Raw genomic sequence first — 13507 nt, forward strand, 5'->3', positions numbered from 1 at the left:
ACACTTTCTTACGCGAGTTTCACCAACCTACGAAGCAGCCATTCCAGGCACAATGCGCCACAAATGACGGCGAGCAAAATCTTGTTCCATCGTTCACCAAACACCGGGTCGGGCGTGCCACGCAAGGTGCGCGTCTCGGCTCGACTTTCGATGAGCTCGCCGATCGGTTTGAGATCGTCGGTGCCATTCACAGCGGCGGTCAAATCTGTGTAATACTTTCCGTCGGTGCGATCGGCCAGTGCCGCTAACAGTTCATCATTACGGCGGGTGTGATCGAATTCCAAATCGGGAACCACCACTTGAATACGCCGCACGAGTTGTTCGTCCACCGCATCCGGCACCGCGAGTTGAATGCGATAGGAGCCTTCCCGTTTGACGGTGAACTGGCCGATATAGTTCCCCGGTCGGCTTTTATCGGATTGCATCACGAGATTGCTGCTGCGGCCGCCATCTTCCACGACTTGGGCGGTGACTTGATCGGCCAGATACGGCTCGCGGCTCGCCGACAAAAGTTGCGCCCGCACAACGACTTCATCGCCGACGGAATAACGATCTTGCTCGACAAGCAAGCGCCCCCGCGACGAACCTTTCAGCAACCGGCCTTGGCTGACATGGCGAATAAGTCGCGTGGTGAGGACTTCAAAATACGCCGGATCGAGTGAACGCAATCGCCACAGCTCGCCGCTCCCTAAATAAAAGACACGACCACTGCCATAAAACTGCTCGGCCATATAAACGGGATAGTCGCCCGAAAGACTCGCGTCGGGATCACCATAGTAGCCCAGCACACGCGCCCCCGGCTTGGGACCTTTCACGGCATAGCAGCCATACACGCCGGGAAACTCTTCCCAACGGACGCGGCTTTCGACGGCATCATCGGCGAGCCATAAAAACTCGGCTTCTTCCCCTTCGCGAGTGAACAGAATGGGCCACGGTGTCTTGCTGCCATAGAGTCCATCGTCGAGCAAAGTCAGGCGGCGTTGGAACTCGACGGGATAGAGCGCGCGGATCTTGCCGAGTTCGGGGCTTTGCGACCAGCTGAGCGTGTAGATGGGGCCAGCCACGACAATCAAGCCGCCGGCTTCTTCGGCAACCCACGAATCGAGCATTTCCACTTGCTCGGCATCGAGCAGTTCCCAATTGGGATCGAATGCCACGATGGCGTCGTAGTTGTAAAGTTCCTCGCGGGTGCTCGGAAAACCATTGAGAATATGATCGGCCTCTTGCGAGATGCCCCCGTCGGCGGATTGAATCCACACGTCGACCGTGGCATGACGATCGCGGAACAATTGATTCCGCAGGAATTGATAATCACGCGAAGCACCGCCAGCGATCAACAGCACGCGGGTGCTGGCTTCGACGACTTCTACCTCAACTTCGCGCTCATTATCTCCGGCATACTGATCTTCGCGCGGCGCCATGATGCGCAGCTCCAACGCCAAGCGGCCAATCTCGGCGGGCTCGATGGGGAACTCCACGGGCAAGATTTCCGAATCCTCTGAGAACGTGACTTGGGCTTCACCCACCAACGCGGGAACGGCGTCTTTAGATTCCGCTTCGCGGGCGTAAAGTTGCACCGGCACGGTGCGGCCGGCAAAGCCTTCGCCCTGAATCATTGCCGTCACCATCGTGCGATCCTCGGGATACACCCGCGAGGGGGCGCTCAGTTCTTGAATTCGCAAATTGCGGCGAGGTTCGTTCGAGCCAATTCCGACGGTGTAAATCGGCACGGACGATTGCTCGTCCCCTTCGACCAAGGAGAGCGGTTCGATGCCGCTGTTTTGCACGCCATCGGTGATGACAATCATCCCGGCGAGCGGACCTTCGCGTTGTTGATCGAGTGTCCCCTTCAAAGCGTCGCCAAGCCGAGTTTCGACGCCGCGCGGTTGCAGGGCATCTTCCCAATCCAAAGGCTGCAACGCCTGTGGCGAATCACCAGCCGTTTCAGCAGGCTTTTCCGAAGTATCGGTGCCGCGATCCCAACTGCGAATCTGCCGCAAGTTGCGGTCGAACGTGGCGAGCGAAACCTTGTGCCGTTCGCGCAACGATTTCACCAGCGGCGACTCTTCGAGCGTTTGTGCGACCGCTTCGCCACGGGTGAGCGGCTGCCGGCTTTCAGCATTCACGTCGGCCACCGACATGCTTTGGCTGGTGTCGACAAGCAATACGACTTGCGAATCGGAAACGATTTGTTGATCGACCCGCTTTTCGAGTCCCAGGAAAAACAGGATTGCCCCGGTCCACGCAACGATTCGCAGCACGGGAAAAACCAGCCGCAGGGCAGGGGAGAGCGTCAAACTTTCACGGCGGTAGAGCCACACGATATAGGCTGCGATCAACACGGCCAGTACAGTGAGCATCGCCCAAAAGATGCGGGGGTCATCGAATTGCGTGAGCCGCCGAAACTCGTAGGTCACGAGTTCGCGCGTGGGTGCTGTGGCGTCACTAGCAGCGGCAAACAGCAAATTGATGGGGAGCGTGGGGATCATGACCGGCTCCCCATGGGACTGTGATAGCTCACTTTGTACGCCAGCCACTGCTCGGCGAGGAGTGCCCCCAACAATAAAAGCAGCATCGTGTCGCCCAAGCGGTAACCGGCGAGCTGATCATCGGCGGCGGTCATTTGCGACGCCAACGAAAATTGGTAGTCGATCCCAGTGAGTTCGTTGGCCAAGGCCGCGCGATCCATGTGATGCAAGTCGCCTTCACCATTGGCCACATTGACGGCGACCAAATGGCTCGCGGGGGCTTGCTGCCGGGGCTGCAACGCGAATTGCCAAACACCACTCACCTGGCCACGGCCGGCATCGACCACATATCGGCCATCTTTGGCTTGCGGGGTGAGCGTCACGAGCGCATCGCTCGCAGGCGTGCGAACTTGCACTTCAGGCTCATAATCATCTTCCGGCAAATCAAACGCAATGTCGCTGCCGACCTGTTCGACGTCGGCTTCGCGTTCGCCCGCGGTGAGGTAACCGGCCAGTTCATTGGCAACCACGGGAAATACGGGATTCAAACTCCAGTTGCTCCACACGCCGAGGTCGGTCGATTTGGGCGACAACTTGCTCAGCTGCACAACAACACGGCCCGCGCCATATTTCTTTTCCACCACGAAGGGGGCTTCGTTCTGCAAGCGGGCGATCACACGCACGTCGGGATTGTCCCCCGAAGTTTGCGGCGCGGTCGCGTAATAAAAGTTCACTTGAGCGACCGACAAAAAGCTGTTGCGCTGGCCGGCAAAAATCCGGAACACGGGGTGATCGGTCACCACCACGTCGGGCGTCTCTTCCGCACCGTCGCTCAACAGTTGGGATGGCACTTCCAGTGGCACCGGCATCAAACCCGTGCCATCGCGATAAAGATGGTCGTTATAAAACGAGCGCTGACATTCCGGGCCCAAGAAGATGGCTAGGCCACCACCCTGTTTGACGTAATCTTCCAACGCGGTGACCTCAGCATCGTCCAGGCGGGGGACATCGAGCAAAAAGATCGCCGCGAATTTTTTCAGCTCGTCGTGATCGCGTAAAAAGCTGGGGGGCTCGACCCGCGGGCTCCAACCCGGCTTGCTGGAACCAGGGCTCAACGCGGTGCGCAAATAGTAGCCGTCATCCCCGGCGGGCGAGCCGTCGATCAGCAACAACGGAAACGTGTTGGGCACATCGCAGGCGAAAAACCGTTTGTTGTCGGTCGTGACGGCATCACTCGCGATTTGGGCTTCGAGTTCATGGGGGCCCGCTGTGGGAAATGCGACACGAAATCGTCGTGTCACTTCTTCCCCGGGACCAATTTCATCGAATTCCACCGCAGGCAGTTTATGACCGTCTTGCGAAATGCTCACCGGCACCGCCACGGCGGGTTCATCGCCATAGTTGGCCACCGACAATAGCATCCAAGTTTCGACGCCGGCCGCGCGGATGCCGGACTCGGGTTCCAGTTGCGTGATCGCCAAATTGGGCCGCGTTTCGTCGATGGCTTGCACCAGATGCAAGTCGGAAACCTGTTCGCGGAGCTCGCCCAAAACTTGTTTCGCCTGGGGATTGTTGGCCCACTGGCGATTGCGGAAGTCGGAAATCAAATACACGATCTTCGATTCCGCGGTCGTTGCGGGCAGTCCCAGCACGGCTTGGATGACTTCCACCGGCCCCACGGCGGTTTCGCTCGCGGTCGTTCTTTCCAGCAGCGAGTTCACCTGATCGAGCGTTTCGCGGTCGAGCGGTTTGTCGGCAAATTCCAGCCCTTGCCCGGCCGTGGCATCAGCGGCTTGCGAAAATCGCATCAGCGTGAGTTTCTGACTGCCGCCGCTCGCAGTGGCTTGCTCGAGAATCTCGCCGACGGCTTGCTTGGCTTGATCCCAAGCGCTCGTGTCCTGCCAGCGGTCAGCCATGGAATAGGTATCGTCGAGCAGCACGACGTGATGCGTCTGACCGGTTCCCAGCAAACTGCCCCATTGCGACATCAACACGGGCCCAGCGAGCATCAATACCACGAGCAAAATCGCCGAGGTTCTCAGCAGCAATAGCAGGAGTTGCTTAAGCCGGATCCAATTCTTGTTGCGTTTCTGGCTTTCCAGCAGAAAGTCCATCGCCGCCCATTCGACGCGCTGATGCCGACGCAAGTTAATCAAATGGATTAACAGCGGCGCGGCCACCAACGGCAGACCGATCCAAAGCAGCGATTGAAACAAAAATGACAACGAACAACTTTCTAATACTTGATTCTCAAACCGAGCGCGTGCGTTCCGCGGCCAGACGATGACTCAAAAATGCCGTCAGGGCCGCGTCGAGGGGGGCACTCGTGCGCACTAGTGCGTAGTCGACTTCGTTACGCGCGCAGCCTCGCCGCAACTCAGTCAGAAATTTCTCCAGCGCCGCAAGATAACCTTCACGCAACGCCCGCGGATTACAGTTCAAATGGTCGGGAATTTCTAAACCCTCGAAGCGAGTGGGTCCTTCAAACGGAAAATCCAACTCGTCATCGTCCATGACGTGTAGAACCATCACGTCATGCCCACGTTGTCTTAAGAGCCGCAAGCCTCGCAACGTTGATTCCACTTCTCCCAATAAATCAGAAACGACCACGATCATGCCCCTACGTGGCGCACTCTCAGCGATTTCGCGCAAGATCGTGCCGGCATCGGTTTTGTTTTGCGGCTTCGTGGCGTCAAGCGTTTTGACAATCGAATACAAATGCTGCCGGGTGCTGTTGAGCGGCGATCGCGCGCGGATCGTGCTATCGAACGCTACGCACCCCACGGCATCGTGTTGCTTGAGCAATAAATAAGCCAAGCTCGCAGCCACCGTGGCGGCATATTCATATTTGTTGAGCGGACCGTTGCCATACTGCATGCTGGCCGACACGTCGACGAGCATCGTGACCCGCATGTTCGTATCTTCTTCAAACTGCTTAACGTATAAGCGATCTTGCTTGGCCCAGGCCTTCCAATCGACGTGTCGGAGATCGTCGCCGGGGGTGTACTGCCGGTGCTGCAAGAACTCTACCGATTGCCCGAAGTAGGGACTGCGGTGCATACCGCTCAACAGGCCTTCGACGATATGTCGGGCGCGGAGTTCCAGACGGCTGATGCGTCGGATCGCTTCAGGATGCAAAAATCGCTTGGAATCGGGCGTCATTGGCCAACTCATCCTCCTGTGTCGGCGTCGAGGCAAGCAAAGAATCGATCACGTCGTCGGAAGAGACCCCGTCGCTCTCGGCGGCGAAGTTAACGACGATGCGGTGGCGAAGCACCGGTTTGGCGAGGGCTTGAATGTCGGCCACGGTCACGTGCGAACGGCGATTCATAAGGGCCCGCGCCTTGGCTCCGATGATAAGAAACTGCACGGCCCGCGGTCCCGCGCCCCAGGCCAACTGTTCGGCGACAAACTCGGGAATCCCTTTCTCGCCGACACGCGTTTGCCGCACGAGCGACAATGTGTAGCGAATCACGTGATCCGAAACCGGTACTTCGCGGACGAGCTTTTGAAGCGCGATGATTTCATCGGGCGAGACGACCGGTTTCACCGAATCGTTCATGGTCGTCGTTGTTCGCCGAGCGACTTCAAATTCTTCGTCGAACGTCGGATAGGTCACCAACACCTTGAACATGAAGCGGTCTTGTTGCGCTTCGGGGAGCGGATAGGTCCCTTCCTGTTCGATGGGGTTCTGTGTGGCCAGCACAAAGAACGGATCGGAAAGCTGATGCCGCACGCGGCCGACGGTCACCTGGCGTTCCTGCATCGCTTCGAGCAAGGCCGCTTGTGTCTTGGGGGGCGTGCGGTTGATTTCGTCGGCCAAAATGATATTGGAAAACAGCGGCCCTTCAAGGAATCGCAAATTCCGTTCGCCGGTCGAGCGATTTTCTTCGATGATGTCGGTCCCCGTGATATCGGCGGGCATCAGGTCGGGCGTGAATTGAATGCGGCTGAACGACAGGTTCAAACTCCGCGCGAGCGTGCTGATCAGCAAAGTCTTGGCCAGCCCCGGCACGCCCTCCAGCATGCAATGCCCGCGGCTAAACAGGCTAATCAATAGCTGCTCGACGACTTCATCCTGGCCGACGATCACTTGGCTGAGTTGATCGCGAATACCATCCATCGCCGCGGCCAGGCGCTCAATGACCTGACCGCTTCCATTTGCCGAATCAAGAGAACTCATCCGGATATGCCTCTTCCTAATCACGCATGTTGCGTGGCAATTAACGTTGATAAATCGGTAAACAAGCCTTATCCAACTGCAAAATTATCAAATTGAGCGCCGTCGTATAAACGGGGCCCACCATGCCTTGCTTCCACACCGCGACGGTTTCGTCGCCGACTTTCATCAGCTCGACTTCTCGCAGAATCCGTTGCGAAATCGTCTTGAGATACTTATCCCAGTCGTCGCCCCCTTGGCGATAGTTGACTTGAGAATAATAAAAGTGGGCGTAATGCCAATGGCCAAAGCTGTCGTGTTGGTCGGGCTGCAAATTTTTCTCACAATATTCCAACATCCGCGGCACATATTCGTCGTCGTATTCGCCCGCGTTGTACAAGCAGGCAATCGCGGCGGCGGTAATCGCAGGGCGGCTGCCGCCCCCTTTGGAGCTGTACTGCACGCCCCCTTCACTGGTCGTACACTGGTGAATGTAGTTAATCGCCTTATCAATAACTTCCTTGGGGACGGGAATTCCCGCGTTGCGACAACCGCGCAGGCCTTGCACTTGCGTGATCGTCGTGGAACCTTCGTCAAAGCCGCTGCCGTCTTTGGCACTCACATAGCCCCAACCCCCGGCGGCGGTCTGGGCCTGGCCGGTGAAAACCACTGCTTTGGTCAATACGCGGATCAAATCCTCGCGGCGTTCTAAATCTTCCTCTTCCCCCAAGATTTGCGAAAGAAACAGCATCGCAAACCCGTGGCCATAGGTATAGCGGTCGTCACCGGCATCGCCGATCAGGCCATTGGGCCGCGCGCGGCGCACGAGAAAATCAACCGCACGGCGGAGATTCTCGGAATACTTGCCTTGAGTCGTGGTCGAACCTTCGCAAAGAAAGGCAAGTCCGGCCAGCGACGTCATTGCGGCGGGATAACGGCCCTGGGCGGTCCAGTGCCCCCCTTTTTCTTGCTGATAGGCGAGCCAATCCAAACCTTGCTGAACACGCTCATCGACTTGTGCTTCACTGGCTGATTGCGCGGCACACGCTGTGTTAACCAGCGAGTGACACAACGCTAGACAAATAACGAGCGTGAGCCACGTTGACGAACCCAGTAATCGGAAAAGGCGGGGCATAAAAACTTGGAAAAGTGATTCAGGCGGGCAATAAGGCTTCTGATTTATATCCGGAGCATCGTGCTAAGAAAACGGCGCGGCGAGTGTCACGGCACGCCGCTGAATTTTTCCAGGATGCCGAAAATTCCTTTCGGCCCTTCCTGATCCGACGGGGCGGCCTCGTAACTGGCCGGGGGCTCGGGCGCGCGGGGTTCGTCGGTAAACTTCAGTCGTACCAGTCGGTTGATCATTTCGATGAACACTTCATCAGTCGCCGGGTTGGCCACCGCGACACAATGGTTCGACGATTGGGGCAGACCTTCTTCCGAGAACAAAACTCGACCCGTCGCTTTTTCGAGCAGCAGCATGTCGACCAATTGCCGCGAGCCATTCGCATCCTGCCGAGTATGGTTGCTGACGAACGTGACGATCGGCGAATCAACCGGTTGCGAAAGCATGAGTGATTCTTGACGCACTTCGGCGGGGCGGGACCACAGCGGCTTACCATCTTCAGCGGCAAACGCCATCAATTGTCCGTTGAAGATCACAAAATCGAACGGATTGAACGGCATGTGCGTGCGGTCGGCGGTCGTGTGGAGATTCACCTCGGAGGCGATCAAATAATGATCTGTGCCCGCGAACAGATGAATTTTGCCCAAACTTGGGATTGGCTCAGACTTATACTCCACAAGCGCGCGGCCATCGACGGCATCAATTACGTGGTAGCGCCCAGTCGGCTCGACCACGGCGATGAAACGATTGCGTGCCACGTCGACGTGAGAACCCCGAGCGAAAGTTTTCTCCCAATCCACTGTGCCGGTCATCGCATCGCGCCGCGAAAGGACATGCTCACCCTTGTCCGAGCGAGTCCATGCGATCAGGTTAAGTCCTTGGGTTGCGAGTTGTTCCTGCCACCGTGGCAGAATCACTTCGCCCAAACTGCGGCCGTCGAGCATGCTGTAGGCCTGCGCGGGTCCGGTGCTTTCTGGAACGGCGATCACCACTTCTTCGTCACCCAAAAGTTGGCAAGCATTGGGCGTGCCCAACCGCGACCAACGCAATTTGCCGGTCATCGAATCCACGCAGTGCAAACCGCGTTGATCTTGGTAAACGCAACTATCACGAGTCAGCGGAGCCAACACGCCCACAAAGCGATCGCTTTCTCGGAACCGGGGAGGACGATATGAACCCGGTCGCTCACCACCGTAAACGCTTTGACCTTGAAAGCGGAAGCGGTCACCCGTCAGACGGACCGTGCTTTTTCGCCAGAGCACCGCGGTCGCGTCAGACTCTTTAGCGAGGGTGTTGATCGCGGTGATCTGTTGACCGATCGAGCAGATCAACAGATTGCCGCGGGACACGCCGTAAATTCCTCGGGGGTCGAACAGCTGCTTTTCTTCTTCCCCGAGGACTTTGTGAAACACTTCGCGGCCGTAACTATCGCGAATCAAGAGCTCGCCAACTCGCATGCAGAAAAAGAGATTGGAACCGTCGAGAACTTCGTCCCCATGTTCCAGACGTATCTCCGCCAGCGGCACTTGCGCGCGTCGCGGTGCCGTGGGATTGGTTTGCGGCGGTTGGTCGACTTCGACTTTGCCGTAGGGCCACTGGAGTGTGTTAATCTCCGCCTGCGGCCTCCACGAGGCCAAACATTGCTGGCCCGTTTTGCCGTCCAAGCAAGGAATGTTGGCAAACTGACCAGCAAGCAATTCGTCAAACGACAAGGCCGATCGGCTAAATCCGCGCTCATGGAGCATCCGTGAACAAAGCGCGACCGCTTCGGCTTGATGGGGTCCGTCGCTTGATGTGTAGTCGAGCAGCAATTGCTGCGCGCCGAGCAATTGATTCTGCTTGGCGAGTTCCAACGCGATCTTGGCATACTCATCGTCAACCGTAGCATCGATCCCCGGCAGGCCCGCTAAGAACGAGGTCAATCCGGGATCGTGAGTCGGCATTTCTTCTTTCAAAGTCGCCAACTGTTCCAGAATTTTTTCGCGTGTTTGGCTATCGGCTTCACGCCAGATTTCGGCGATCTGCGCCCGCAGCCAATTCGCGGCGCTCGCTTGATGATCGGGAGCAATCTCCAAAATCTCTTGATCTTCACCAGCCGTGCGCGCGATTTCCAAACAGACTTCAAAGGCCTCGACCGGCTTGTTGAGCTCCAACATGCCTTGCGCTTCGAGCCGCAATAAAGTCAGCTTTTTGGAGGGCTGATCCGTGAGGATCTCACGCAATTCCGGCAAGCGGTTATGATAGGCGGCAAAGTCTTGTTCGATCGCTTCGAGCAGACAATCGCCCAGCACTTCGCGGGTGCGGGGATCATCGGCGGAAAGTTCGTAGGCCTTTTCCAACAACTCGATCGATTTGGCCAGCCGGCCTTCGTTGTAGGTCAACTCGCCCAGCGTTCGCAACGCTTCGAAATCATCAGGGTTCTTGGCAAGTCGCATTTCAGTGTCTTCGCGGAGCACGTCGATTTGATCGAAGCAATCAAGAAACTTGCCGTTCTGCGACAGAATGGCCCCTTCGTGCGAAATCAAATTCCCCAGCACCGTGCCAAAACGCGATTGCGTGCGTTCGACAATCTGGCCGCTGGTCATATCCAGGGCCACCACTTCCGCCGTGTTGAGCGGCAAGAAATATTTGCCTTCGCTGAAGAACCCACGGCCACTCGGCATCGAACCCGTCGGCAAGGCGTGCGTTTCTTCTTTCCAAATAGGTTTACCCGTTTTGAGGTTCAGCGCGGTCAAACCTTGCTGCCCGACAATCAGCACAGAGTCGCCTTCCACACCCGCGACAAAAATGCCGTCGCCGCGACCACGTTTCCACAGCACTTTGCCTGTCACCAAATCGAGGCAATGCAGCCAATTGGATTCCGGCGGAGCGAGCAATACCTTGCCGTCGGCAAGAATTGCGGAACTTTCGATCCACTGCGTCGGATGCTGCTCGATGATCCGTCCCCCTTCGCGGCGGAACTGATTCATCGAGTTGTTTGTCGTGTCGTATTGATAAGCCCACGCCAGCGCGAGCTTTTCCAAGTTGATGCCAATCACGACGCCCGCACCGGTAGGACACACGAGCATGCCCGAATCATAAGAAGGCATCGCCGCCTGCAACCGCCGCAGCGGGTCGAGATAGATGCCGTTCTGCAAACCGGCGAGCTGTTGTAGCCATTCAAGTTGGCCCGTATGTCGGTCGATGGCCGCTAGATGAATCGCGCTTTTGATTTCAGCGAGACAATAGAGCTTCTGATCAACAATGACGGGGGCACCCAAAAAATAAGCTCCCGCAAGTTCCCCTTCGCTCGCCGCGCCGTCGATTTCCCACACGAGCTTGCCTTGGCTCACCAGGTCATAAGCACACAAACGATTGGCGACGACTTGATCGCCATACTCACCACCACGGAACCCCATGCCGCCAAACGGATCGGGATCGATAAACTCGGGCAGCTTCAAATCGCGGATCACAAACACCCGCTGGCCGTCACTGCTCACGCTGTTGTAGAGATAATCGTCCCACAACCGCCGGGCAAAAGCCTGAACAAGCGGCGACGTGGCATCGAACTGGTTCATATCGGTTGCGGCATTGAGCAATTGCTCGAATTCGGTGATCCGTTGCGGCTGCGTCTGCCAAATCCGCTTGCCCGTGCGGAAATCGACGGCTACGACATTCTGGGCCGTGGTCGCGATAATCGTGTCGCCAATCGCCAGCGGAGTTCCCGCCGTGGGGAGAGCTTGCCTGCGCTGTTCGAGCGACGTCCACAATTCATTATGGACCGTTTCGTACTGGGGATGGCTCAGCAGCCGAGCTTCCCAGCGCACCCGCATGTGGGGCAGGCCCCCCTCACTTTGACCGTTGCGGGCTGCATTGCCGCGGGGCATCAGCCATTGATCGATCGGAGTCGTGTCGGTGCGGCGGGGTAGGCCCACGATCTTTTCAAACCAGTTGAGCGGATTATCAGCCGCCGATTTCAATTGTTCTTTGCGGCCAGCAATCTGCGCGGTGTCGTCATACTCGCTCGCCGAGGCCACGACCTCGCCCGCTTTTTTGGTTTCACCCAGTGCCAAGCGGCTTCGCGCGGCCAGCAGCGCGAGTTGCGGATTCAAACGCTCGGCGGCTGCGGCCGTGTTGAGCAGTTGATCGTACAACAGACTCGCCGACAAATGACGACCCGCGTCGGCTTCGTGCTGGGCGACCATCATCGCCGCTTCGTAACCGGCGGGGGTGTAAAAATACTGCTGAGCCACTTTCCGAAGCTCAATGACATTGCCCGTCGCCACGGCATCGTTCAATTTCTTACGCGCCACGGGGCCAAACAGCGATTCGTACATCTCGCGGCCCGCAGGGGGCAGATCGCGAATCATATCGCTGGCGGTTTCTTTCAAACCAGCGTGTTCGCCCGCTTCGCCCACGGCGATGAATGAATCTTGCTCGCCGGAGAGCACTTCATCCAAGAAGCGAATCGCCTGAGAGAATTCCCCCTCGGCAATCCGATCTTTCGCGCGATCGATGCCGCGGGCCATCGTGCGATCGGTGGGCAGGTCCACGGTCGACATCGATTGATCGATCACGGTGCGGCCCCCTGGACCGACGATCACGCGCGGTTGTCCCCACGCGGGGCTGATTGCCGTCAAGAAGAACAGTGCTATCGGCAGGAGAATCAACCGGCCCGGTGCGGGGATAAGTTGCTTGGTGTGCCGAGCGTTCATAGACGTTTCCTGACGAACGATGCTTTGTGACTCAATCCATTACGAGCAAGCGGCCACGCACGGCCAAAAGAATTCATCAAACAAATTCAAAGAGCCAAAACATAGCGTGGCGAAGGAATTCTAGCGGCGGGTCGTGCGATAGCTGCCTTATATGGACGTTATTTCGAGAAAAATCGTTCCAAATTGCCGCATTTCCCAGGCGACGGGGCAGGCCAAAGCACGTAAATCTTTACCTTGTATAATCTTAGATCACCACTGCCAATCGGGCAATTGAAATCGGCGGGCTAGAAATATCGCAGTAGCGAAAAAGTCGATAATCGTGCGGCAAATCATCACAAATCCGTCTCAAACCGCGACAAAATGGCCCCTCTGGATCCTTTTTTGCCAAAAAACCCTATTTTTCTAGACAAAACAGGCAAATATGCCTTGTATTTTCGTGCCAGCAGGCATTAAATCAGCTCGTCGAACAATTTGTAGGTGCTAGGGTTCAGAGCGTATTCCTAGCATCCCTAATCACCCAGAGCACTATGGAGGGTTTCCAAACATGGCTAAAGCCGCAGCACCAGTAAAAAAACCACCTACCAAAACCGAAATCTACGCCAGCATTGCCGAGACAACCGGCCTGGCCAAGAAGGACGTAGGCGCCGTTTTCGACGCACTCAATGACGAAATCACCAAGGCGTTGGGCAAGAAGGGTCCCGAGACCTTCACGATCCCCGGCCTGTGCAAGATCGTCGTCCAGAAGAAGCCCGCCACGCCAGCTCGCGAAGGCATCAACCCCTTCACCGGCGAAAAGACGATGTTCAAGGCCAAGCCAGCCCGCAACATCATCAAGATTCGTCCGCTGAAGAAGTTGAAGGACATGGTTTAAGTTTTTGCGACGAAGCGAGAGCTTCGGAACAGAGACCGATCAACCAGTCGAAGGCGAACATACAAGAGCCCGAGGAGCAATCTCCTCGGGCTTTTTTGTTGCGCCATGAACATTGACATATTGCCTACACGCGGATCACTGTTTTGGTGGCGGTCGGTTAAGTAAGTGTTCGGCGCTACGGTACAACTC

At 57.0% G+C, this 13507-nt stretch carries 7 protein-coding genes; 1 reads left to right on the top strand and 6 read right to left on the bottom strand.

Features of this window, described 5'->3' with window-relative positions:
• Positions 1–8 precede the first annotated feature (8 nt).
• From AC6T8Q_RS12150 to AC6T8Q_RS12175, 6 genes are all read right to left on the bottom strand, one after another.
• Positions 9–2489 (bottom strand): VWA domain-containing protein, encoded by a 2481-nt coding sequence (locus AC6T8Q_RS12150; RefSeq protein ID WP_500679332.1) that lies wholly within the window; start codon positions 2487–2489, stop codon positions 9–11.
• Positions 2486–4693, bottom strand: a complete 2208-nt coding sequence (locus AC6T8Q_RS12155) for a BatA domain-containing protein (RefSeq protein WP_500679333.1) — start codon at positions 4691–4693, stop codon at positions 2486–2488. The genes AC6T8Q_RS12150 and AC6T8Q_RS12155 overlap by 4 nt, the downstream gene beginning before the upstream one ends.
• Positions 4694–4718: 25 nt before the next feature.
• The gene (locus tag AC6T8Q_RS12160) at positions 4719–5630 is read right to left on the bottom strand and encodes a DUF58 domain-containing protein (protein ID WP_500679334.1); all 912 of its coding nucleotides are present in this window, start codon (positions 5628–5630) and stop codon (positions 4719–4721) included.
• Positions 5596–6591 (bottom strand): AAA family ATPase, encoded by a 996-nt coding sequence (locus AC6T8Q_RS12165; protein WP_500679619.1) that lies wholly within the window; start codon positions 6589–6591, stop codon positions 5596–5598. The genes AC6T8Q_RS12160 and AC6T8Q_RS12165 overlap by 35 nt, the downstream gene beginning before the upstream one ends.
• A 100-nt stretch (positions 6592–6691) precedes the next feature.
• A complete protein-coding gene (locus tag AC6T8Q_RS12170; protein ID WP_500679335.1) occupies positions 6692–7762 on the bottom strand; it encodes a prenyltransferase/squalene oxidase repeat-containing protein in 1071 nt (356 codons plus the stop codon).
• 86 nt (positions 7763–7848) lie between these two features.
• Positions 7849–12447: an outer membrane protein assembly factor BamB family protein gene (locus tag AC6T8Q_RS12175; protein WP_500679336.1), complete on the bottom strand. Its 4599-nt coding sequence runs from the start codon at positions 12445–12447 to the stop codon at positions 7849–7851.
• A 544-nt stretch (positions 12448–12991) separates the two neighbouring features.
• Between AC6T8Q_RS12175 and AC6T8Q_RS12180 the strand changes: the two genes are divergently transcribed.
• Positions 12992–13318: an HU family DNA-binding protein gene (locus AC6T8Q_RS12180; protein ID WP_500679337.1), complete on the top strand. Its 327-nt coding sequence runs from the start codon at positions 12992–12994 to the stop codon at positions 13316–13318.
• Positions 13319–13507 lie beyond the last annotated feature (189 nt).

Source organism: Bythopirellula sp. (assembly GCF_041737835.1).
GTDB lineage: Bacteria > Planctomycetota > Planctomycetia > Pirellulales > Lacipirellulaceae > Bythopirellula.